Annotated in this window: 25 protein-coding genes, 1 pseudogene and 1 riboswitch; of the genes and pseudogenes, 13 read left to right on the top strand and 13 right to left on the bottom strand. The window is 59.8% G+C overall.

The window, feature by feature from the left end; all coding sequences use genetic code 11:
- Positions 1-295, bottom strand: a pseudogene (locus AAFM15_RS08000) (quinone-dependent dihydroorotate dehydrogenase); the annotation flags it as partial.
- A 51-nt stretch (positions 296-346) separates the two neighbouring features.
- Here AAFM15_RS08000 and rpiA point away from each other — a divergent pair.
- Complete coding sequence (gene rpiA, locus AAFM15_RS08005; protein WP_341686186.1) at positions 347-1018, top strand: ribose-5-phosphate isomerase RpiA; 672 nt, start codon at positions 347-349, stop codon at positions 1016-1018.
- 6 nt (positions 1019-1024) lie between these two features.
- Here the strand turns inward: rpiA and ribD are convergent, their stop codons facing one another.
- The 5 genes from ribD to AAFM15_RS08030 are packed head-to-tail and all read right to left on the bottom strand — an operon-like array spanning position 1025 to position 4677.
- On the bottom strand, positions 1025-2116 hold the full coding sequence (gene ribD / locus AAFM15_RS08010) for a bifunctional diaminohydroxyphosphoribosylaminopyrimidine deaminase/5-amino-6-(5-phosphoribosylamino)uracil reductase RibD (protein ID WP_341686187.1): 1092 nt from the start codon (positions 2114-2116) through the stop codon (positions 1025-1027).
- Between the two features lie 59 nt (positions 2117-2175).
- Positions 2176-2583 (bottom strand): hypothetical protein, encoded by a 408-nt coding sequence (locus tag AAFM15_RS08015; protein ID WP_341686188.1) that lies wholly within the window; start codon positions 2581-2583, stop codon positions 2176-2178.
- Positions 2580-3572: a hypothetical protein gene (locus tag AAFM15_RS08020; protein ID WP_341686189.1), complete on the bottom strand. Its 993-nt coding sequence runs from the start codon at positions 3570-3572 to the stop codon at positions 2580-2582. The genes AAFM15_RS08015 and AAFM15_RS08020 overlap by 4 nt, the downstream gene beginning before the upstream one ends.
- A 9-nt stretch (positions 3573-3581) precedes the next feature.
- Complete coding sequence (locus AAFM15_RS08025) at positions 3582-4208, bottom strand: hypothetical protein (RefSeq protein WP_341686190.1); 627 nt, start codon at positions 4206-4208, stop codon at positions 3582-3584.
- A gap of 7 nt (positions 4209-4215) precedes the next feature.
- On the bottom strand, positions 4216-4677 hold the full coding sequence (locus AAFM15_RS08030) for a type IV pilin protein (protein WP_341686191.1): 462 nt from the start codon (positions 4675-4677) through the stop codon (positions 4216-4218).
- Positions 4678-4754: 77 nt separating this feature from the next.
- Between AAFM15_RS08030 and AAFM15_RS08035 the strand changes: the two genes are divergently transcribed.
- Positions 4755-5297, top strand: coding sequence for a GspH/FimT family protein (locus AAFM15_RS08035; protein ID WP_341686192.1), 543 nt, complete (start codon positions 4755-4757; stop codon positions 5295-5297).
- A gap of 14 nt (positions 5298-5311) precedes the next feature.
- Here the strand turns inward: AAFM15_RS08035 and nrdR are convergent, their stop codons facing one another.
- The 3 genes from nrdR to AAFM15_RS08050 all read right to left on the bottom strand — a co-directional run bounded on the left by nrdR (position 5312) and on the right by AAFM15_RS08050 (position 8003).
- Positions 5312-5758, bottom strand: coding sequence for a transcriptional regulator NrdR (nrdR, locus tag AAFM15_RS08040; RefSeq protein WP_341686193.1), 447 nt, complete (start codon positions 5756-5758; stop codon positions 5312-5314).
- Positions 5759-5773: 15 nt separating this feature from the next.
- Positions 5774-7018, bottom strand: a complete 1245-nt coding sequence (glyA, locus tag AAFM15_RS08045) for a serine hydroxymethyltransferase (protein ID WP_341686194.1) — start codon at positions 7016-7018, stop codon at positions 5774-5776.
- A gap of 54 nt (positions 7019-7072) precedes the next feature.
- A riboswitch (ZMP/ZTP riboswitch) is annotated at positions 7073-7212 on the bottom strand.
- Positions 7213-7244: 32 nt separating this feature from the next.
- Positions 7245-8003 (bottom strand): lytic transglycosylase domain-containing protein, encoded by a 759-nt coding sequence (locus tag AAFM15_RS08050; RefSeq protein WP_341686195.1) that lies wholly within the window; start codon positions 8001-8003, stop codon positions 7245-7247.
- 201 nt (positions 8004-8204) lie between these two features.
- Here AAFM15_RS08050 and AAFM15_RS08055 point away from each other — a divergent pair, with 201 nt between their 5' ends.
- The 6 genes from AAFM15_RS08055 (at position 8205) to AAFM15_RS08080 (ending at position 14467) form a co-directional block, all read left to right on the top strand.
- Entirely contained in the window at positions 8205-10766 is a 2562-nt protein-coding gene (locus AAFM15_RS08055; protein WP_341686196.1) for a DUF349 domain-containing protein, read from the top strand.
- Positions 10767-10868: 102 nt separating this feature from the next.
- A complete protein-coding gene (locus tag AAFM15_RS08060; protein ID WP_341686197.1) occupies positions 10869-11261 on the top strand; it encodes a DUF1924 domain-containing protein in 393 nt (130 codons plus the stop codon).
- Positions 11262-11317: 56 nt separating this feature from the next.
- Complete coding sequence (locus tag AAFM15_RS08065) at positions 11318-11737, top strand: diheme cytochrome c (RefSeq protein WP_341686198.1); 420 nt, start codon at positions 11318-11320, stop codon at positions 11735-11737.
- Entirely contained in the window at positions 11709-12377 is a 669-nt protein-coding gene (locus AAFM15_RS08070) for a cytochrome b/b6 domain-containing protein (RefSeq protein WP_341686199.1), read from the top strand. The genes AAFM15_RS08065 and AAFM15_RS08070 overlap by 29 nt, the downstream gene beginning before the upstream one ends.
- Before the next feature lie 63 nt (positions 12378-12440).
- A complete protein-coding gene (locus AAFM15_RS08075; RefSeq protein ID WP_341686200.1) occupies positions 12441-13124 on the top strand; it encodes a response regulator in 684 nt (227 codons plus the stop codon).
- Positions 13125-13171: 47 nt separating this feature from the next.
- Entirely contained in the window at positions 13172-14467 is a 1296-nt protein-coding gene (locus tag AAFM15_RS08080) for an ATP-binding protein (RefSeq protein ID WP_341686211.1), read from the top strand.
- On the opposite strand, the gene AAFM15_RS08085 is transcribed toward AAFM15_RS08080, so the two are convergent.
- From AAFM15_RS08085 to AAFM15_RS08100, 4 genes are read right to left on the bottom strand one after another with little or no spacing between them, the layout of a single operon-like run.
- On the bottom strand, positions 14452-15231 hold the full coding sequence (locus AAFM15_RS08085) for a UDP-2,3-diacylglucosamine diphosphatase (RefSeq protein ID WP_341686201.1): 780 nt from the start codon (positions 15229-15231) through the stop codon (positions 14452-14454). The genes AAFM15_RS08080 and AAFM15_RS08085 overlap by 16 nt on opposite strands.
- Before the next feature lie 18 nt (positions 15232-15249).
- Positions 15250-15756 carry a peptidylprolyl isomerase gene (locus AAFM15_RS08090; RefSeq protein WP_341686202.1) on the bottom strand — a complete coding sequence of 169 codons (507 nt, stop codon included), beginning with the start codon at positions 15754-15756 and terminating at the stop codon, positions 15250-15252.
- A 6-nt stretch (positions 15757-15762) separates the two neighbouring features.
- Positions 15763-16431 carry a peptidylprolyl isomerase gene (locus AAFM15_RS08095; protein WP_341686203.1) on the bottom strand — a complete coding sequence of 223 codons (669 nt, stop codon included), beginning with the start codon at positions 16429-16431 and terminating at the stop codon, positions 15763-15765.
- Positions 16432-16465: 34 nt separating this feature from the next.
- Positions 16466-16996, bottom strand: a complete 531-nt coding sequence (locus AAFM15_RS08100) for a tetratricopeptide repeat protein (RefSeq protein WP_341686204.1) — start codon at positions 16994-16996, stop codon at positions 16466-16468.
- A 137-nt stretch (positions 16997-17133) separates the two neighbouring features.
- Between AAFM15_RS08100 and cysS the strand changes: the two genes are divergently transcribed.
- The 5 genes from cysS to AAFM15_RS08125 all read left to right on the top strand — a co-directional run.
- Positions 17134-18522, top strand: coding sequence for a cysteine--tRNA ligase (gene cysS / locus AAFM15_RS08105; protein WP_341686205.1), 1389 nt, complete (start codon positions 17134-17136; stop codon positions 18520-18522).
- A complete protein-coding gene (locus tag AAFM15_RS08110) occupies positions 18519-19157 on the top strand; it encodes a DNA-3-methyladenine glycosylase 2 family protein (protein ID WP_341686206.1) in 639 nt (212 codons plus the stop codon). The genes cysS and AAFM15_RS08110 overlap by 4 nt, the downstream gene beginning before the upstream one ends.
- A 17-nt stretch (positions 19158-19174) precedes the next feature.
- Positions 19175-20149 carry an acetyl-CoA carboxylase carboxyltransferase subunit alpha gene (locus AAFM15_RS08115; protein ID WP_341686207.1) on the top strand — a complete coding sequence of 325 codons (975 nt, stop codon included), beginning with the start codon at positions 19175-19177 and terminating at the stop codon, positions 20147-20149.
- Positions 20150-20166: 17 nt separating this feature from the next.
- Complete coding sequence (gene tilS / locus AAFM15_RS08120) at positions 20167-21132, top strand: tRNA lysidine(34) synthetase TilS (RefSeq protein WP_341686208.1); 966 nt, start codon at positions 20167-20169, stop codon at positions 21130-21132.
- A 39-nt stretch (positions 21133-21171) separates the two neighbouring features.
- On the top strand, positions 21172-22269 hold a 1098-nt coding region (locus AAFM15_RS08125), incomplete at its 3' end, for an aspartate kinase (protein ID WP_341686209.1).

The raw sequence follows: 22269 nt of genomic DNA on the forward strand, positions 1-22269 counted from the left end.
GGTTACCAGGCTGCGCCTTGGGGGTCACGGTGCCCACTTCCACAAAGCCAAAACCCATGGCGCCCAGCGCGTCAATGCAGCGGGCGTTTTTGTCCAGGCCTGCAGCCAGCCCCACGCGGTTGGGAAACTGCAGGCCAGCCAGCGTGACCGGGTCAGAGACAAAGGGCTGGCGATACAAGCGGTCCAGCACGGTGTTTTGGGTGCGGGCCAGGGCCTCAAGCGTGAGTTCATGCGCATGCTCCGGGTCCATTTTGAACAGAATCGGGCGGGTCAGGGCGTAAGGGATCAGCGACATTGGATAATTCCGGAAAACTTTCCTCCATTGTCTCAGACCCCTGGATCAACGATGACTCAAGACGAACTCAAGGCCCTGGTGGGCCAGGCTGCTTTGCAATACGTGGTGCCCGGCGACATCGTCGGCGTGGGCACCGGCTCGACGGTGAACAAGTTCATCGACGCACTGGCCACCATGAAAGACCAGATCAAGGGCGCGGTGTCCAGCTCTGAGGCCTCTACCGTGCGTTTGAAAGCGCTGGGCATTCCGGTGTTTGACAGCAACACGGTGGACCGCTTGGCGGTGTACATCGACGGCGCCGACGAGATCGATCACCAGGGCCATATGGTCAAGGGCGGTGGCGCCGCCCTGACGCGCGAAAAAATCGTGGCCGCGCAGTCTGACCGTTTTGTCTGCATTGCCGACGAAAGCAAGCTGGTCGATGTGCTGGGCGCTTTCCCGTTGCCGGTGGAAGTGATTCCCATGTCCAGCGCCCGCGTCATTCGCCAGTTCGAGGCCATGGGTGCCACGGCGGTGGTTCGTCAGAAAGACGGACAGCCTTTGGTGACCGACAACGGCCAACATATTGTGGACGTCAAGGGCTTGAAGATCAGCGATCCGCTGGCGTTCGAAACGCAAGTGAGCCAGTGGCCCGGCGTGGTCACTGTGGGTGTGTTTGCGCATCAAAAAGCGCAGGTCTGCCTGTTGGGCACCGCCAGCGGCGTCAAGACGCTGAATTTCTGACGGGCTTCAGGCGCGGCGCAGACGCAAACGCAGGTCTGCGCCCACGCGATCAACGGCTTCAAAGCGCAGCTGCTGCGCTTCGCTGAGGGCAGTGATCTCGGTCAGGTTGGCCATGCCTTGGCCGGGGCCCAGCCACTGCGGGGCCATGTACACCAGCCACTCATCGACGAGGCCTTCACGCATGAATGAGCCGTTGAGTTTGAAGCCCGCTTCCAGATGCAACTCGTTGATCTGGCGCCGGGCCAGGTCACGCAGCATGGCGGCCAGATCGACCTTGCCGCCAGGGCCAGGACAGTCAATGACTTGCACCCCACGCGCCTGCAAATCGGCGCGGTGTTCGGCGCGATCCTGTGCGGCCGTGTAAACCCAGATCTGGCGAGTCTGATTGCCTTCGCCCAAGGTGTCGAGCAAACGGGCGTTCAATGGCAAATCCAGTCGGCTGTCCACCACAACCAAGTGTGGTTGGCGAGGGGTGTTGACGCCGCGCACATTGAGCAGAGGGTCATCTTCCAGCACGGTGCCAATGCCCGTTAGAACGGCGCAGGCACGGGCGCGCCAGGCGTGGCCGTCAGCGCGGGCCTCGGGGCCGGTGATCCATTGGCTTTGGCCATTCTTCAGGGCGGTTTGTCCGTCCAATGAGGCGGCGATTTTCATGCGAACCCAAGGCAAGCCGTGGCGCATGCGGTGCAGAAAACCGATGTTGAGTTCGCTGGCTTCATGAGCGCACAGGCCCAGCTCGGTGAGCACGCCAGCGGCCTGCAAACGGGCCATGCCCTGGCCTGCGACCTTGGGGTTCGGGTCTGTCAAGGCGGCAACCACTTTGCCCACACCTGCTTCAACCAGGGCGTCGCAGCAAGGGCCGGTACGGCCGTGGTGAGCGCAAGGCTCCAGTGTGACCCAGGCTGTGGCGCCACGCACATCGTGCCCGCGGGCTTGTGCATCGCTCAGGGCCATGATTTCGGCGTGCGGCCCGCCAGCGCGTTGCGTGTGCCCCTGGCCCAGCACAGTTCCTTCAGGCGCTGTGATCACGCAGCCCACACGCGGGTTGGGCGAGGTCAGCCACAAGGCCTGCTCGGCCAGGGCCAGGGCTTGGTGCATGGGCGTTGCAAAAGGGGCGGTTTTTGGGTTTGCAGACACGGCAAAAGTGGAAAACGCAATCAGGGCAAGGATACGCCATCGGCCACCATGGTGGTGCCCGTACGCAAGTACAGGTGCAATTGTCCTGCAACCGTGCTGCCGACGTCGGCGTGGCGGGCGGGCCAGGTGATGGCAATGTGCCAATCACTCAAACCTTCGCCCGCGCTCGCGTTGCTCAGCTGCAGTTGGTACGTGACGCCGCCACGTGTCTGGCTGCTCTCGGGGTGGCAGTTGCTGGCGTCGGCTTTCAGGCATTGGGCAATCGAGCTGGCCCATTGCAGGGCTTGGCTGCGTTCGCGGGTGTCGGCCACGCTCAGGTGACTGCTTTGCTGCCAACGCACAGCGGCGGCCAGGCTGAAGGCCAGGATGGCGCTGGCCAGAAGCACCTCGACCAATAACCACCCCTGCTGTGGACGCGGTGTGTTCATGGCGACGCATCGCTCCAGCTGCCCGCAATCCACTGCACCTGGGTCATGGATCCGGAGGCGTGTGGGAGCGTATAAACGCTGTGCACGCTGGCATCGGTTTGTACCGACAGTCCTGGCGCAGCGAGCGCAGCCTGCACCGCCACCAGGCCTTGCACACTGGCACTGGCTGCAGACATGGCTGTGATGGCTTCTTTGCGGCACTGCGCCAGATAGAGCACAGTCCCGCGCACGGGCGCTTGCAGCGCCGGGCACACCGGTGTGCAGGCTGCAACGTCAAAGACCAACAGCACCGGGTCGCTGGCAGTGCCTAAGGGCGTGAGCCAATCGCCAGGGGTGCTGACCCAATACACATTGCGCGGCGGCGTGCTGGTGGCAGAAAGCCCGGCTTGCTGCTGCAGCCGTGACCAGGCTTGCAGGGCTGCTGTATCCACCTGTCCCAACAAGCTGCTCCACCACGACGGCGTTGGACTCGTGCAGGTGTCCAGCACGATGCCGCCCATGGCGAGCGCCCCGGCCTGACCCAATACCGGCAAATGCAGGCTGTGGGTCAACCAGGCTTGTGCGTGGCTGGACGGGTCTTCGGCTTGGGCCAGGAGTTGTGCGACATGCGGATGCTTGCGCACATCACGCATCGCCCAGACGGTTAACACGTACTGCTCGGCGCCAGCGGGCGGCGGCGCGTTCCAGCGCAAGCATTGGTGCCCAGGCCCCTGCAAAGCCGTGGGGCAGGGGCTTTGCTCTGCGACGGGCCATGTCCATTGGCCAGAACTGTGGATTTGCTGCAAGGTCCGTGCAGCCCATTGCAGACCGGCCTCGGCTACCCAATGCGCCTGCTCTCGCTCATGAAGGTTGCGCGTGCTCAAGCGGTCGAGAAAGACGCGATGGCTACCGGACACCGTAGCTGCCATCGCCACCACCACCAAGGCAGTGATCAGCACCAGCGTGATGGCGCCGCATTGTTTGAGCTGTTGTGTACGTGCGCAGGCCATGGCTGTTTCTCAGGCCGGTGCAATGCCGCATAAACCCGCCATGCTGCGCACAGGTACGTCGTTGTGCAGCAAGACGCTTTGTTGTTGCACAAAACTTTGGGCCAACTCTCCAGGCCACTGGGCGGTGACCTCAAGATCCATCCAGCGCTTGACCATGTGGCCGTGGATCGTGCAGCGCAGTTGCCATGTCAATGCAGTCACTCTCAGGTGCTCGCTACCCGTCAGCGAGGTCCAGACCACAGGCGTGCAAGACGTTTTGGCCTTGATCTCGCCGGCGGTCAGCCGAAAGCCCAGGCACTCGTTGTTGTCCTGCACACCATCATGGTTACGGTCCAACGTGAATTCAAGCTGGTTGCCGCTGAGCGAAAAATCTTCATCGCCATTGCAAAACGCATCATGGCATTGCGCGTCGATGCGTGTACTCCAGGCACGGGGGGTGGCTTGTGCGCCTTGCAAGGTGTGCAGCATCAGGTCCATGGCATCGCGCAACTGTGTTTGTGCTTGCAGCAGTGTCTGGGTCTGGCGTTCATGACGAAGCTGTTGTGCCAACATGCGTTGGCCGGCTGCGGCCACCAGCAGACCCAGTGCCAGCCCAACCAGCAGGCCAACCAGTGTTTCGCCGCGTTGCGGGTGCATGGGCGGGCTAGCGCTTCCAGCAGCCTTGCGGGTCCTGCGTATCCGTGCCCGCACTTTGCGTGAGGGTGGCTTTGTCGCTGAGTTGCAAGCGCATGGGGCTGCAGGCTTCGTCCAGCGATTGCATGCCCACGGGCGTGGCCACCAGGATGTAGCCGTTTTCGTCGGCCTGGGTGATGCCCAGTTGGTAGTGCCCCAGCGGGGATCGGTCAGCCAAGCCGAGCGCGAGCAGGTTGTTGGCATAGGTGGGGTGTTGATCCCGATAGCGGGCCTGAGCTTGTTGCAAGGAATGCAGCCCCTCCTGCGCATCCAGTCGTCTGGCGCGGCGTTGGTGGTCGCCGTAGCTGGACGTGGCCAAACTGAGCAAGATGCCCATGATGGCCAGCACCACCATCAACTCAATCAATGTGAAGCCTGTTTGCTGACGGTCTTGCAAACATGCGCTGCCGTGCCCGTGGTTGTCGAGGCGCATGGTGTTCTCCCTGATTTTTTCTATAGCGTTGATTGTGCTTAAAGCGCATACTTTTGTACAGTTACCGAGGAAAGTCTGTGAGCCTTTCAAAGCAAAAAGGATGGTCTTTGCTGGAAACGCTGGCCGTGGTGGCGGTGTTGTCCCTGTTGCTGGTGTTGGCCGTGCCTTCACAGCAGCGATGGCAGCATGAACAAAAGTTGCTGTCTCAGGCGCAGGAGTTCCTGCACACCTTGCAGTGGGCGCGATCTCAAGCGCTGGTCTTGCGTACCAGGGTCACGGTATGCACCAGTGCAGATGGGCAATCGTGCACGCGCAGCGGGGGCTGGCAACAAGGCTGGCTGGTGTTTGAAGATGGCAACGCCAACGCCAGTGTGGATGCCGGCGAGCGGATCCTGCAGCGCGTAGGTGCAAGGCCTGCTGGTTTGGTGGGCTCAGGCAACAGTCTGGTTTCGCGCTATGTGTCCTACCAGTCCGAAGGACGGGGGCAGACCCTCTCGGGGGCGTTCCAGGCGGGCACGATCCGATGGTGCTGGGTGGGTGTGCGGACGCACCGGTTGGTGGTGCTCAATGCTTTGGGACAAGCGCGGTTGGACCAGGAGCAGCAGAATACATGCCCTTGATGGGCAGGAGGGGTTTAGCGGACTTCGTCCACCAAGGTCTTGAAGTCGTCGATGTCTTCGAAGCTGCGGTACACGCTGGCAAAACGGACGTAAGCCACCTTGTCGAGTTTCTTGAGTTCGCGCATGACCAGTTCACCAATGCGGTTGGAGGCAACTTCTCGGGCCGGCAAGGCCAACAGTTTTTCTTCGATCCGCTCAATGGCTGCATCGACTTGTTCGGTGCTCACCGGACGTTTGCGCAGGGCCAGGTTCAGGCTGGCACGCAGTTTGTCGCGCTGGTATTCGATGCGTCGGCCGTCCTTCTTGACGATGGCCGGGAAGGTGACTTCGGGTTTTTCGTAAGTGGTGAAACGCTTGTCGCAGGCGGTGCATTGGCGCCGTCTGCGAATGAAGCCCCCATCCTCGGCCAGCCGCGTCTCCACCACTTGGGTTTCGAGGTGACCGCAGAAGGGGCATTTCATTTTGGCGCAGCCTGATTACTTGTAAACAGGGAAGCGTGCGGTCAGCGCGTTGACCTTGGCACGCACCGCAGCGATGTTGGCTTCGTCACGCGGGTTGTCGAGCACGTCGGCGATCAGGTTGGCAGTGATGCGGGCTTCCTCGTCCTTGAAACCACGGGTGGTCATGGCGGGGGTGCCAATGCGCACGCCGCTGGTCACGAACGGTTTTTCCGGGTCGTTGGGAATGGCGTTCTTGTTGATCGTCATGTGGGCAGCGCCCAAAGCGGCTTCGGCTTCCTTGCCGGTGATGCCCTTGGCACGCAGGTCCACCAGCATGACGTGGCTCTGCGTCCCACCGCTCACGATGCGCAGGCCGCGTTGGGTCAGCACTTCGGCGACGATCTGGGCGTTCTTGATCACTTGCTGCTGGTAAGCCTTGAATTCGGGCTGCAGCGCTTCCTTGAAAGCCACCGCCTTGGCCGCGATCACGTGCATCAGCGGGCCGCCTTGCAGGCCGGGGAAGATGGCGCTGTTGATGGCCTTTTCGTGTTCGGCCTTCATCAGGATGATGCCGCCGCGAGGGCCGCGCAGGCTCTTGTGGGTGGTGGAGGTCACCACGTCAGCGTGCGGCACGGGGTTGGGGTAGACGCCTGCGGCAATCAGACCGGCGTAGTGGGCCATGTCCACCATGAAGATCGCGCCGACTTCCTTGGCGATTTTGGCAAAACGCGCAAAGTCAATGTGCAAGGAGTAAGCGGAGGCGCCAGCGACGATCAGCTTGGGCTTGTGCTCGCGGGCCTTGGCTTCCATCGCGTCGTAGTCGATGGCTTCGTTTTTGTCGAGGCCGTAGGACACGACGTTGAACCATTTGCCCGACATGTTCAGCGGCATGCCGTGGGTCAGGTGACCGCCTTCGGCCAGGCTCATGCCCATGATGGTGTCGCCGGGCTTCAAAAAGGCCAGGAACACGGCCTCGTTGGCGGATGCGCCGCAGTGCGGCTGTACGTTAGCGGCTTCGGCACCAAAAATTTGCTTGATGCGGTCAATGGCCAGCTGCTCAGCCACGTCCACATATTCGCAACCGCCGTAGTAGCGCTTGCCCGGATAGCCTTCGGCGTATTTGTTGGTCAGCTGCGAGCCTTGCGCGGCCATGACGGCGGGCGAAGCGTAGTTCTCGCTGGCGATCAGCTCGATGTGGTGTTCCTGGCGGGCGTTCTCGGCCTGGATGGCGGCAAACAGCTCGGGATCGGTTTGTTCAATCAGGATGTTGCGGTTGTACATGGCAGTCTTTTGAGAAAGAAGAAACCTTGGCAGGTCTTGCAAACAAGCGCTGTCAAGGGCTGCCCAGGCGAACGGCTAAAAACAGGGGGCAAGCCCACGCTGCTGCGCACTCCCCAGTGGTTGGTGACGTTGCCGCCACGTCCACGTCAGGTCCGCTTGTATGTTGGACCCTATCGCCAGTTGTGCACCCCTGTAGTGTAGCGGAGAGCAGGCTTGCCGCTGCCACTCAGGAGGTGTGGGGTGCGATCCCCAGCAGCTCGGGAACAGGTTCCTGACGGGAGACTTTTTCCAGCTGAAGGTACTCGGTGACCACCCGCACAAGGTAGTTCTTGGGATCGATTTGTCCCGACTGTTCACCGTAGCGCTGGATACCGGTTTCCAACGAGCCACTGTCTTGAACCATGGCTTGCAACTGGCGCGTGCCCAGTCGCATGTTGGTGAGCGGGTCGTAGGTCGCCAGTTTGCCGCCAAAGTTGCTCAAGCTGGATTTGAGCTCCGAGGGCACGATTTGCATCAAGCCCATGGCGCCTTTGGTACCCATGGCGTAGGGGTTGAAGCTCGATTCCACAGCCATGATGGCCAAAATCAGGTTTGGGGGCAGTTGGGTGTTGGCTCCTAAAGTGTCGGCCTCGGTGATGAGGGCTGCCAGTGGCTCGGCAGCAATTTTGTAGCGGCGGCTGAGCCAATGCGCCACAGCTATTTGATCCGTGTTCAGCCCTTTGAGGTCTGAGGCGAGGGAGCGAGACAGGAAGTCCTCGCCCCCAAAGGCGACACCTGGCAGCTGGCTTTGCAGCCAGGCCATGGTTTTTTCACTGACCGTGGTACGCAGCTCTGGGCGGGCAGCAAACGCCAGCAAGAACACCATCACACTCAAGCCCAGCAGGGCCAGCGAGTGGCGCAGCATCACCACAAAGCCTTCTCGAATGTCCTGTGCGCCTGTTTGGAGCACCTGCTTGATACGGTCTAACGGGGTACGTTCAGCCATGGGAAGCAATTGTCTTGGCTTCTTAATAACCGGTCAATCATGAGGAATTTTTATTTGATAACCAGAAATAATGATCTCAATGGGCTCGAAGCCGGCTTGTCGCACCAAGCCTTGTTACATTAAGAGGCTGTCAATAATGTTTTTCTGGGACCAGTAGCGGTGACTTCGACCCCTTCTCATGATTTGGATGCGCTTGATCAATTGACCCAAGGCGCTTTTTCGGCTGCCACCAGTGGAGATCGCAGCGCATGTTTGCGCCAATGGCTGAGCACCGAGCCGGACATGGCCCTGGTGCAGGAGGTGTTTGCCCAGATGAGCCACAAGGACAAGGGCGCCGCCAGGCTGCTCAAGGAGCGCATTGACGAACACAAACGTCAGGGCCAGCAGGAGGTGTTGGTGCACGACTGGGCAGAGCGTGCGCAGGCTTTGCTCTCAGGCGCGCGGCTGAACATTGCTGACGCCATGGCTTGGCAACGCGATGCCGCCAAGGCTGGCGCACCCCTGTCGCGTGAGCCCTTGGCCGCCTTGAAAGTGGCCTTGGCCGAAAAAGTGCGACTGATTGAAGAGTTGCAACACCAGGTGATGGTCGAGCGTGAGGCCGCTGTGCTGCTGGCGCAGCGCGTGGAAGTCTTGTCCACCAAGCCGCTTGCCGAAGCGCAGGCTGCGCAGGCGCAACTGGCCCAGGACGTAGGCCAGTGGCAGTCGCAAGCCCTGGCTTTGCAGTCACAGCCTGACTGGTCGAGCGTTGACATGAAGCTGCCGATGCAATTGCAGGCAGCACAAGAGCAGTTACAAGCGGTATGGTGCGGGTTTGAACAAGCACTTGCCCAAGCGGTGCAGGCGCTGAGCGACAAAGAAGCGGCATTGCCTGAAGTGCCTGTGTGGTCCGATGAGGTGCGCCGTGCCCGAGGTGAAGTGATCGAGCTGCCTGTCGCTGTCGCAGCCAAGCCCGCCCGCGCTGCTGTTGATCCGCAGCAGCGCCAGCAACTGCGCGCCCAAGCCACGTCGGCTGTAGAGCTGGTGCTGCAGTCTGTGGAGGCCCAAATTCAGGAAGGCAAAGGCGGCGCAGAGACTGCGGTCGCCTTGAATGCTGTACTCAAAGAGCATGGTCAAGCCATGGATCACGCGCTTGATGCGCGTGTGCATGCTGCACTCATGGCCTCGGGTGAAGCTTCGGGTTGGCCTCGCTGGTCTGCAGACCAGCTGCGCCAGGCACTGGTTCAACGCGCAGAGGCCCTGATGGTGGATGCGCCCGAGTCCGAAGCAGAGCAACCGGCCGCACGTGTTCCTGCCTTGACGGGGCGCAAGATGCAGGAAACCATTCGTCAGCTGCGTCAGGAGTGGAAAGTTGCGGACCAGGGGGGCTTTCCTAACCATGGTTTGTGGCGTCGTTTTGACGCCGCTTGTAATGCCGCCTATGCCACCGTCGAGGGGTGGCTGGGTCAGCGCAAGCAAGAGGCAGGCGAACAACGCAAGCGCCGTGCGGATTTGATGCAGCAGCTCCAAACCTGGACCCAACAAGAGGGACAAGGTGATGATTGGCGCGGCCATATTCGTGCCCTGCATGATTTTTCCGAGCGTTGGCGCCACGCTGGGCACATGAGCGAAAAAGCATTTGTCCAGCTTCAGCAGCAATGGAAAGATGCCTACAAATTGGCAGGTGCGCGTTTGCATGCGGCTCAGAAACAGTCCTTGACCACGCGCCATCAATTCATCGACCAGGCCAAACAGTTGGCTGAGGTCACGCCTTTGAACATTGATGCGGTTAAGCAACTGCAGCAAGCCTGGCAAGCTGAAGCGCAAAAGGTACCGCTGGATCGCCGTACCGAGCAAAAACTGTGGGAAAGTTTCCGCGCGCCTATCGATCAGGCTTTCCAGCGCAAGGGTCCGGCCCGCGAGCGCGCACCACAGGTCGCACTGAACGCTCGGGATCAAGCCGTCTTCGATGCAGCCAAGGCCTTGGAGCAGGCCAATGCAGGCGGCGATGCCGCGACCATTCGCCAGGCTATGCAGACGCTGGATGCGGCTTTGCAAGCCCAGCGTGCACAGCCGGCCGCTGATGCCCCTGCGCCGGCACCCGTACAGGCTGCACCGGCGGCAGAGTCAACGCCCGATGATGCGCCTGCTGCCCCTAAGGTGCCCAAAGCAGTAGTGGCTGTTCGTGGTGATGATCGACCGGGCGCACTTCGCCCCAGCACGCCTGCACCCAAAGAGCAAGGTCGCAAACCCTTTGGTGGTCGTGAGGGTCGCGATGGCCGCCGCGACGATACGCGTCCACGTCGGGAAGATGGCCCGCGTGCACCACGTCTGGCCGATGCTGCATTCCACGCTCAACGTCAGGCCATGGAGCATGCGCAAGCTGCCTTGCGCAAATTACAAGCCCAAGCCCATGGCGAGGTACTGACGCAGTTGCTGGGTAGCTGGCAAGCCCGCAATCCTGAGACGCTGCCTGCCCAACAAGATCTTGGTCGTAGCGTTAATGCGTCTGTACGTCAAAGCTGGCGACAGGCTCTGGAGCAGGCTCCATCTGCAGGAGCCGGGGACACTGCAATGCTGCGTCTGGAAATGGCCGCTCAAGTGCCTACGCCGGCAGACAAGTTGGAAGCCCGACGGGCACTGCAACTGCAGTTGCTGACCCGTCGCAACGATCCTGCTCCTGCTCAAACCTGGGCGAAAGACGTGGCCGAGGTATTGAAAGAGCCCCACGATGCCTCGCAGGCTCGTCGTCTGCAGGCAGCACTCAAGGTATTGCTCAAAGGCTAAGCAGTTTGTCCTTCGTGACATGAACCCTGAAGGTGAAAGCCTTCAGGGTTTCTTCATCTGCGCTCTCTACAGTGCAACCATGCATTGGTTAAAGGAGCGGAGATGAACATCAAATCGTATGTGCTTTGGGCCTGTCTGGCCAGCGTGAGTGCACTGACGCATGCCTCAGACCCGATGGCTCAGTTGCACCGCTGGGAAGTGGCTGCGGGCCAGGCCGGGGTGGTAGCGCGTGGGGAACTGTTTTTCAACAGCACGCATGGCGGCGACTGGTCATGTGCCAGCTGTCATGGCCAGTCGCCTGTCCAGGCTGGAAAACATGCCAGCACCAGCAAAACCATTGAGCCATTGGCACCTGCAGCCAATCCCAAGCGTTTGACCGACGACGCCAAAGTGGACAAATGGTTCCGTCGCAATTGCAAGGATGTGCTTGCGCGTGAGTGCACCGCTATCGAGAAAGCAGATGTCCTGGCTTATCTGGTGGGGGTGAAAAAATGACTGCGATACACAAGACGTTGTGCAAGCGAGGCTTGTTGGGGCTGATGGCGTGCGGCATGTGCTTCACTGTCCTGGCCTCTGAATATGAGCGACGTGTGGACTTGCTCGATGCCTATAAGCAGGAATGCAGTGCCTGTCACACGGCTTATTCCCCAGCCATGCTGGGGGCGGCTTCCTGGCAACGCATCATGTCTGGCCTGGACCGTCACTATGGGGTTGATGCCTCACTGGATGCCAAGACGCTGACCGAAGTCTCACGGTGGTTGCAAGGGCATGCGGGCACATCCCGCAAAGTCAGTGTTGCACCGCCTGAAGACCGCATCACCCGCTCTGCCTGGTTTGAGCGTGAGCATCGAAAAGTGCCTGATGCGGTGTGGAAGAGAGCCAGTGTGCGAGGTCCCGCGCAATGTGCCGCGTGCCACACCCGTGCAGATCAAGGAGACTACGATGAAGATCATGTCCGCATCCCCCGTTGATGGCGCCATGGGTGCACTTGGCCCAATGAAGGGGCGGCGAACTGTGGATTTGATGACCCGCACGCTGCATGCCTTGATGGCTTTGTCATTTGGCATTGGTTACATTACAGGCGAAAGTGAGCGCCTGAAATTGCTCCACATCACCATGGGATACACCCTGGGGGGCTTGCTGCTGGTACGCGTGCTGTGGGGCCTGTGGGGGCCCAGGCCTGCGCGCTGGTCGGTGTTGCGCCAGAAGTTGCTGGGTTTTCGGCAGCTTTTGCAAGTGCCTACGGACTTGAAGGCGTGGGTTGGCAGAATGCAAGCGCCTGTCCTGGCGGCCAGCATTGCGCTGGTGCTGCTTTGCATGGCGCCACTGGTGCTCAGTGGCTATGTGGCTGAACAAGATTGGTTGGGCTGGGGTGACGCCTTGGGTGAGCTGCATGAGGCTGTAGCCAGTTTGATGCTCATGGGTGTGCTGGTTCACTTGGGAGCTGTTGTCGCGTTCAGTTTCTTGCGCCAGAAGAATCTGGCTTGGCCCATGTTCACGGGACGGGTCCGCGAAAGTGGTCCGGATCTGGTGCGAAACAATCAGACGGTCTGGGCGCTGTTGTTGATATCGGCGGTCATGCTGTTTTGGGGATGGCAGTGGTGGGGCTAAGTGCCCAACTGCTCTGGCGCACAATCTGCTCATACAAGCAACGATCTTTGTTCTGGATAGACCATGCGCATACTGCTGGCTGAAGATGATGAGTTGTTGGGCGGCGGCCTGCGGGCAGGCTTGCATCAGCAAGGCTTTATGGTCGATTGGGTCCGCGATGGCGTGGCGGCTGAGCGCGAATTGCTGACGGGGCAATACCAGGCCGCCGTGCTGGATCTGGGCTTGCCCAGGCAAGATGGCATGCGTGCCCTTGCTGCAGTGCGTTCGAGAAAAATAAGTACGCCGGTGCTGGTGCTGACCGCTCGTGATGGCGTGCCCGACCGAATTGCGGGTCTCGATGCGGGGGCTGATGATTACCTGGTAAAGCCTGTCGATTTGCTCGAATTGGCCGCGCGACTGCGGGCCTTGGTGCGTCGCTCACACGGAATGGTTGAGCCGGAGTGGGTGGCTGGGGCTTTGCGTATCGATCCAGTGGCAAGGCAAGTACGGCTTGATGGTGAGTTGGTCGAGTTATCGGCGCGCGAGTACGAGTTGCTGCAAATCTTCATGCTCAACGCGGGCAGGGTGCTCACCCGAGACCAGGTGGAACAACAGCTCTACCAGTGGGGCGCGGAAGTCAGCAGCAACACGGTAGAGGTGCACGTCTATCACCTGCGCAAGAAGCTGCATTCAGGTGTGATTGAAACCATCCGTGGCGTGGGTTACATGATGCCTAAAGCGGTGCGCTCAGGCAGGAGCGAAGGATGAAGCAGCATCGATTCAGAGCCTACTCCCTTCAGTGGCGTTTGACGTGGATGCTTGTCCTGGCGACGGCCCTGGTCTGGGTGGCAGTGCTTGCCATGACTTGGCGTCGCACAGCGCATGAGCTCAGTGAATTGCTGGATGCCCACCTCGCGCAAACTGCCACCGTGCTGGCAGCTCAGACGGGTCACGACGATGATGACTTCACGATCGATCCAGTCTTGCACAAATACCAGGCCAAAGTGGCGTTCCAGATCTGGCATGAAAAAGAGCTGGTGGGAAAGTCGGCACGTGCGCCTGATCAGCTGTTGATGCCTTTGGGCATGAGTGGGTTCATGGATCAAACCATCAGTGGTCAGCATTGGCGTGTGTTCGCCACACAGGGGCATGAGTCTGATGTCTGGGTGATGGTTGCGGAGCAATCTGCAGCGCGTCGTGAGATTTTGATGGCAGGCTTGCAAAGTGCGGTTGGCCCGGTATTGATTGGCTTGCCGGTGCTGGCCTTGCTGATTGGTTGGCTGGTGATGCGCGCTTTGGCTCCTTTGAGGCTGTTGGGTCACACTGTAGCCACGCGGCATGCACAGGCATTACAGCCCATTCGTGCGGATGTTTCGGGGATGAGTGAGGTGCAACCACTGGTTCAGGCTCTGAACCAGCTGTTTGCCCAGGTGCAGACGCATATTGAAAGCGAGCGCCGCTTTACGGCTGATGCCGCGCACGAGCTGCGAACGCCGATTGCAGCGATTCGTATGCAAGCCCAGGTGGTGCAGGGTGCTAGCAATGAAGATGAGCGGACGCAGGCTTTGCAGGCCGTGCTGCGCGGCTGTGACCGCGCCACGCACCTGGTGGCTCAGTTGCTGGATTTGGCTCGGCTCGATGCCCAGAGCATGGGTGATGCGCTTGCGCCTGTGGATGTCATGGAGCCTACACGCCAAGTGTTGGCAGAGTTGATTCCACAAGCCTTGCAGCAGGGAGGGTGCATTGATCTGCTGGGGCCGGATCGTTTGTTGCTGCGCACCGATGCCGTCAGGGTTGCCGTGGTGCTGCGTAACCTGGTGGACAACGCATTGCGTTACAGCGGTACATCACCCCAGGTGCAGGTGCGTTGGCAGGCATTGCCCGCCATGCTTGAAGTCCAGGATGCGGGGCCGGGCATGAGTCAGTCGCAAATTCAGCGTTTGGGAGATCGGTTTTTTCGCGCTGACTCTTCGCGCGAAGGCAGTGGTTTGGGTTGGTCCATCATTGCGCGTATTGCGCAGCGTGAGGGCTTGCAGGTGCAAGTGGACCAAAGTCCGCAGCTGGGTGGTTTGCGCGTTCGCTTGACCTGGCCCGATCAGGCGCACGCTTGAGTGGGTTGTAGCCGTTGCATATCGCCATCGGCGTACAGACGCAGCACTTGGGCGCGTTGTGGTGTGTGGTCTAAAGACCAGTCACTGAGCACCATGCGTCGATGGTTCTGGTCAAGCACATGGTCGGCTGGCCGATGGGTGTGTCCGTGAATCAGTGTGCTGGCCTGGCAGTTGGCTAGCCACTGCAGGCTCAAAGCTGTGTCCGGATCTGCGTATTCGGTTTGAGCGGCTTGGGCGGCCTGGCTGGCGTTGCGCATCTCGCGGGCCAGTGCCTGGCGCAGCGCCAAGGGCTTTGACAAAAAGGCCTGTTGCCATTCCTGCGTTCGGCAGCTTTGACGAAAGCTTTGGTACGCCACATCGTCCAGGCACAAGGCGTCACCGTGCGAGAGCAGATAGGCTAAATCGCCCCAGTGCAGGCAAATGGGGTCGGGCAGCAACTGTATGTTGCATTTTTCGAGCAAGGTTCGACCCAGCAAAAAGTCGCGGTTGCCATGCATGAACAACACTTCACGCGTGAGGCTGACATTTTGCAAAATTTGCAAACACTGTTGCAAAAAAGGATCGGTGTCGACAGCATCGTCACCCACCCAGACTTCGAACAGGTCGCCCAGGATGACGACCGCATCGGCTTGGGTGTGCTGCATGAAGTGCGCCCAGGCTTCAAACGTGCGGGGCTCGCTGGCCTGCAGGTGCAGGTCAGCGATCAGGTCAATACGTCGCCAGTGTGGCGGCGCCTGCAGGCTGTGTACGTGTGAAACGGTCATGCCTGCATCCGCAAAAGTTTAGAGTGCGACGGCTTTTTCGATGACGACGGGCTCTTTGGGCACATCGTCATGGAAACCGTTTCGGCCAGTTTTGACGCCTTTGATCTGGTCGACCACTTCGGTGCCCTTGACCACTTTGCCAAACACCGCATAACCCCAGCCTTGCAGCGAAGGTGCAGTGTGGTTGAGGAAGTCGTTATCTGCCACGTTGATGAAGAACTGGGCTGTGGCCGAATGCGGTGCCTGGGTGCGGGCCATGGCAATGGTGTAGTTGTTGTTCTTGAGGCCGTTGTTGGCTTCGTTGTCGATGGGAGCGTCGGTGGGCTTTTGCTTCATGTCGGGTTCAAAGCCGCCGCCTTGCACCATGAAGCCAGGAATGACACGGTGAAAAATCGTGTTGTTGTAATGGCCTTTGTTGACGTAGGCCAGGAAGTTTTCGGTGGACTTAGGCGCCTTTTCGGCGTCGAGCTCGAGGGTGATGATGCCAAGACCGGTAATGTGCAGTTCAACTTGGGGATTGCTCATGATGATTCAGGGTAGAAGAGTGATGGATTGAATGATGACCGGTGTGCGGGGGACATCGGTCGGGAAAGGGCCGCCTGTGCCTGTGGGCACGTTGCGGATGCGATGGACCACGTCCATGCCTTGGGTGACGCGGCCAAACACGGTGTAGCCGTAAAGCTGAGGGGCTGACAGCAGTTGGGATCGGGCTACGTTTTCATAAACACGCCCCTGGTACTCGAACTTGGCCACAGGGTCGCCATCAGGAATCGGGGTGGGGTCCAGAAAAGCGTTATCCACCACGTTGATAAAGAATTGATCGGTGGCGGAGTGGGGGTCGCTCGTTCGGGCCATGGCCAGGGTGCCAGTCACATTTTTGAGGCCGTGTGCCAGAGCTTTGCGGCCTTCGTGCGGCACCGGTGCCTTGGTGGGGCGAGGGCGATAGTTGTTGTCGTAGCCGCCGCCCTGGATCATGAAGTTGCTGATGACGCGATGAAAAATCGTTTGGTCGTAATGCTTTTCACGCACGTACTGGACAAAGTTGGCCACCGTTTTGGGCGCTTTCTCCGGGTAGAGCTCTGCCTCGATGGTGCCCAGGGATGTGACAATTTGCACGCGCGGCAGCGATTGCGCATGAACTGCCAAAGAGCAGGTCAGCAGTAATGCGTAAACACCGCGAAGAAGATGCATTCGGTTCATGGCAAGGCTTTCGAAGAAGTTCTTGGGGCCTGCCTTACGGCGCAGACTTGATCAGGGCTTCAAGCTGCTGGCGTTTGTCGCCCAGCTTGTGGGATGGCGCAGGGCTGGTGGCAGCTTTGCCATAAGCCTGTTGCGCCAGCAGCAGGTACACATCGCCCAGGTTTTCCAAGGCCACAGTGTAGTCAGGGCGGGCAGCAACGGCGGTTTTGAGGGACAGCAGGGCCATGTCCAGCCGACCTTGCGCTGCATAAGAGGCTGCCAGGTTGTTGTGGGGCTCGGGCAGCTCGGGGTAGTCCTGGGTGAGTTGTTGCAGTGTGGCCTGCGCGCTCGTGGCGTCCCCCAGTCCAGCCTGGATCTGGCTGAGCAATAAACGCATTTGCGGGTCATTGGGGTGAGCTTGCAGGTGGGTTTGAGCTGCCTGTTGGGCTTGTGACCACTGCAGGTTGCGCACCTTGCGTTGCACATCAGTGTAAGCATCGGCGTGGGCTGCTGTCTGCCAGCCCAAAGTCAGCACGCAAAACAGCACGGCGTGCCACCACTGCACAGGGGAAATGAAAATAGTCATCGGCAGGCGATTGACCCCGAGGGGCTCGGTCAGGGATATACTGAGGCACATTGTACCGAATGACCGTTTGTGGACGGTTGGTTGGCGGTATGTTTGCAGGCCCAAGTCCGGGCCTTTGTTTTGTCTGAATGGTTGTCATGAGCTTGCGTCTGTACAACACGCTCTCGCGTTCCCTGCTTCCCTTTGCCCCCATCGAGCCGGGTCATGTGCGCATGTATGTGTGCGGCATGACCGTGTACGACCTGTGCCACCTGGGCCATGCGCGCTCCATGGTGGCATTTGATGTGGTGCAGCGCTGGCTCAAGGCCAGTGGCTACAAGGTGACCTATGTTCGCAACATCACCGACATTGACGACAAAATCATCAAACGCGCCCTGGAAAACGGTGAGACCATCCGTCACCTGACAGACCGCATGATCGACGCCTTGCACCAGGACGCCGACGCACTGGGCATCGAGCGTCCGCAACACGAACCACGCGCCACCGACTACGTGCCGCAAATGCTGTCCATGATCGGCACGCTGGAGAGCAAAGGCCTGGCCTACCGTGCAGGCAATGGCGATGTGAACTACGCCGTGCGCAAGTTTCCTGGCTACGGCAAGCTCTCGGGCAAATCGCTTGACGAATTGAACGCGGGCGAGCGTGTGGCCTTGAACACAGAAGAAGGCGGCAAACACGACCCGCTGGACTTTGTGCTGTGGAAATCCGCCAAACCCGCCGAGCCCGAAGACTGCAAATGGGACAGTGCTTTTGGCAGTGGCCGTCCTGGCTGGCACATTGAGTGCTCGGCCATGAGCTGCGAGCTGCTGGGGCAGACGTTTGACATTCACGGTGGCGGCGCTGACCTGCAGTTCCCTCACCACGAAAACGAAATTGCACAAAGCCAGGGCGCCTTGGGCGAAGGCACGTTTGCCCGCTATTGGATGCACAACGGCTTCATCAATGTGGACAACGAAAAGATGTCCAAAAGCCTGGGCAATTTCTTCACCATCCGCGATGTGCTCAAAGCCTTTGATGCCGAGACGGTGCGGTTCTTTGTGGTGCGCAGCCACTACCGCAGCCCTTTGAATTACAGCGATGTGCATCTGCAAGATGCCAAGGGTGCATTGCGCCGCTTGTACACCGCCTTGCAGACGGTAGAGCCCGTGCAGGTGATGATCGATTGGGTCAATCCTTATGCCGCACGCTTCAAAGCGGCCATGGACGAGGACTTTGGCACACCCGAAGCTGTGGCGGTGTTGTTTGAGCTGGCCAGCGAAGTCAACCGCAGCCGCTCGCCAGAACTGGCGGGTTTGCTCAAGGTGCTGGGCGGCGTGCTGGGCTTGTTGCAATCTGACCCCACCACCTATCTGCAATCAGGTGCCGGGCTGGACGAAGTCGCCATCCAGGCCCAAATTCAGGCTCGCGCGGACGCAAAAGCGGCCAAGAACTTTGCCGAAGCTGACCGCATCCGAAAGGACTTGCTGTCACAAGGCATCCTGCTCAAGGATTCGCCCACCGGTACCACCTGGGAGGCCAAGGCGTGAGCAAAGCTGCGGTCATTGTGACGCCAGACTATTGGGCCGAGGCTTGCGCGCATTTGTCGCGTAAGGACCGGGTCATGAAAAAAATCATTCCCCAGTTTGGCGACGCGGTGCTCGAGTCTCGTGGAGATGCATTTGTCACCTTGGCTCGTTCCATCGTGGGACAACAAATTTCGGTCAAGGCGGCGCAATCGGTCTGGGACAAATTCGCGAAACTCTCGCGCAAGATCACGCCCTCAAGCGTGCTTAAACTCAAGGTGGACGATATGCGCGCAGCGGGTCTGTCGGCTCGCAAAGTGGAGTACCTGGTGGATCTGGCCCTGCATTTCGATTCGGGCGCTGTGCATGTCAAGGACTGGCAGGGCATGGATGACGAAGCCATCATTGCCGAGTTGGTGGCCATTCGGGGCATTGGCCGCTGGACAGCTGAAATGTTCCTGATCTTTCACTTGATGCGTCCCAATGTTCTGCCCTTGGACGATGTGGGCCTCATCAATGGCGTGAGCCAAAATTATTTTTCTGGCGAACCTGTCAGCCGTAGCGACCTGCGCGAAGTGGCGCAGGCCTGGACCCCTTACAGCACCGTGGCAACTTGGTATATTTGGCGCTCGCTGGATCCTGTGCCTGTGGCGTACTGAATTTTGAGGAGAAAAACTTGGCCAAACGAACGTTTCTCGATTTCGAGCAACCCATTGCCGAACTCGAAGCCAAGATTGAAGAGCTGCGCTATGTGCAAAGCGAGTCGGCGGTCGATATCACCGATGAAATTGACCAACTCAGCAAAAAAAGCCAGCAGCTGACCAAAGACATCTACAGCGACCTGACCCCTTGGCAGGTCACCAAGATTTCGCGTCATCCCGAGCGCCCCTACACGCTGGATTATGTGAACGCCTTGTTCACCGACTTTGTCGAGATGCACGGTGACCGCCACTTTGCAGATGACCAGTCCATCGTGGGCGGTCTGGCCCGCTTTAACGGCATGCCCTGCATGGTGCTGGGGCACCAAAAAGGTCGTGATACCAAGGAACGCGCACTGCGCAACTTCGGCATGAGCAAGCCCGAGGGCTACCGCAAGGCCTTGCGCCTGATGAAGACGGCTGAGAAATTCAAGTTGCCCGTGTTTACCTTTGTGGATACGCCTGGCGCCTACCCCGGCATCGACGCCGAAGAACGTGGCCAGTCCGAGGCCATTGGCCGCAACATTTTCGAGATGGCGCAACTCGAAGTGCCGATCATCACCACCATCATTGGCGAAGGCGGCTCTGGCGGTGCGTTGGCCATTTCGGTGGCAGACCAGGTGTTGATGCTGCAGTACTCCGTTTATTCGGTCATCAGCCCCGAGGGCTGCGCCTCCATTCTCTGGAAAACCGGGGAAAAGGCCGAGTTGGCCGCCGAGGCCTTGGGCATCACAGCTCATCGCCTCAAGGCTTTGGGCCTGATCGACAAAATTGTCACCGAACCCGTGGGTGGCGCTCACCGTAACCACGAGCAAATGGCTGCTTTCCTCAAGCGAGCCCTGGCCGATGCTCTGCGCCAGGTGGTGGACCTCAAGCCCAAGGATCTGCTGGAAACACGATACCAACGCTTGCAGAGCTACGGTCGTTTCAACGACACCAAAGCCGGCAAGTAAGCCTGCGGCATGGCCCCATGACGCAAACCCTGGCCCAGGCCTTGCAGGCGTTTACGCCCGGCCTGCCGCTGGTGGTGGCATTCAGCGGCGGTGCAGACTCCACGGCCTTGCTGGCTGCTTGCCTGCAACGCTGGCCTGGGCAGGTGAGGGCGGTGCATGTGCACCACGGACTGCAATCTGCAGCGGACGATTTTCAAAAGCACTGCGAAGCCTTCTGCAAGAGTTGGCAAGTGCCCCTGGTTGTACAGGCTATCGATGCCCGCGCTGCCCCCGGTCAAAGCCCGGAAGAGGCTGCCCGCAAGGGGCGTTACGCTGCTTTGATGCAAGCCGTGCAGACGCATTGGCCCGAGGCGCGAGACATCGCATTGGCCCAGCACGCCGACGACCAGATTGAAACCCTGTTGCTGGCGCTCTCCCGTGGCAGTGGTTTGCCAGGCCTGGCGGCCATGCCCATGCATTGGCAAAGGCAGGGCTTGCGTTGGCATCGTCCTTTTTTGCAAGTGCCAGGGTCAGAGTTGCGTGTCTGGCTGCAATCCCACGGGCTCAGCTGGGTAGAAGACCCCAGCAACCAGGACGAGCGTTACACCCGCAACCGCATCCGCAAACGCTTGATGCCTGTGTTGGAAGAGGTGTTCCCGTCGTTCAGGGACACCTTTGCACGCAGTGCCCGCCATGCAGCCGAGGCCCATGAATTGCTGCAGTCGCAGGCGCAGGCTGATTTGCAGGCACTGGGGCTGCCTCCGGTCATCGCTCGCTTGCAAGCGCTTGGCGAGCCCAGGCGAGGCGCTGTCTTGCGCCACTGGCTATACAGTGTGCATGGCACTCAAGCCTCAAGTGCGCAGCTAACGGAGTTGCAACAGCAGATTCAGGACTGCACGACGCGTGGGCACAAGCTGCACATTCGCGTGGGGCGTGGCTTTGTGGTGCGCGAGGGCGAATGCCTGCAGTGGCGGCCCGAAGCCAAAAACGACGCAGACACTTGATAAAATCACAGGTTTTGCGGCGTTTCAAGATATTTACCCATGGCTTTGATTGTTCATAAATACGGCGGCACCTCGATGGGCTCGACCGAGCGCATCCGCAATGTGGCCAAGCGCGTGGCCAAATGGGCGCGTGCCGGTCACCAGATGGTGGTTGTTCCCAGTGCCATGAGTGGCGAAACCAACCGCCTGCTGGGCTTGGCCAAAGAGCTGGCACCCTCCAAGGCCGACAGCGCCTACAACCGCGAACTCGACATGCTGGCCTCCACGGGCGAGCAGGCCTCGTCTGCACTGCTGGCCATTGCCCTGCAGGCCGAAGGCATGCCGTCGGTCAGCTACGCTGGCTGGCAAGTGGCGATCAAAACCAACGACGCTTACACCAAGGCCCGTATCGAGTCGATTGACGACGAACGCGTACGTGGCGATCTGGCGGCTGGCAAAGTGGTCATCATCACCGGCTTCCAGGGCGTGGACGACGCTGGCAACATCACCACACTGGGCCGTGGCGGCTCCGATACCTCGGCTGTGGCCGTGGCAGCGGCCATGAAAGCCGACGAATGCCTGATCTACACCGACGTGGACGGCGTCTACACCACCGACCCCCGCGTGGTGCCCGAAGCGCGTCGTCTGGCCAAAGTGAGCTTTGAAGAGATGCTGGAAATGGCGTCTTTGGGCTCCAAAGTGTTGCAAATCCGCTCGGTCGAATTTGCCGGCAAATACAAAGTGCCCATGCGTGTGCTCTCCAGCTTCACGCCCTGGGACATCGACATCAACGAAGAAGCCGCATCCGGCACCCTGATCACTTTTGAGGAAGACGAACAAATGGAACAAGCCGTCGTTTCCGGCATCGCTTTCAACCGCGACGAAGCCAAAATCTCCGTGCTGGGCGTGCCCGACAAGCCAGGCATTGCGTACCAGATTCTGGGCGCGGTGGCCGACGCCAACATCGAAGTGGATGTGATCATCCAGAACGTGTCCAAAGACGGCAAGACCGACTTCAGCTTCACCGTGCACCGCAACGACTACACCCGCACCGTGGACTTGCTCAAGGAAAAAGTGTTGCCCGCACTGGGCGCGACCGAGGTGGTGGGCGACACCAAGATCTGCAAGGTCTCCATCGTCGGCATCGGTATGCGCAGC

It is taken from the genome of Limnohabitans sp., assembly GCF_038134685.1.
Classification (GTDB): Bacteria; Pseudomonadota; Gammaproteobacteria; order Burkholderiales; family Burkholderiaceae_C; genus Limnohabitans_A.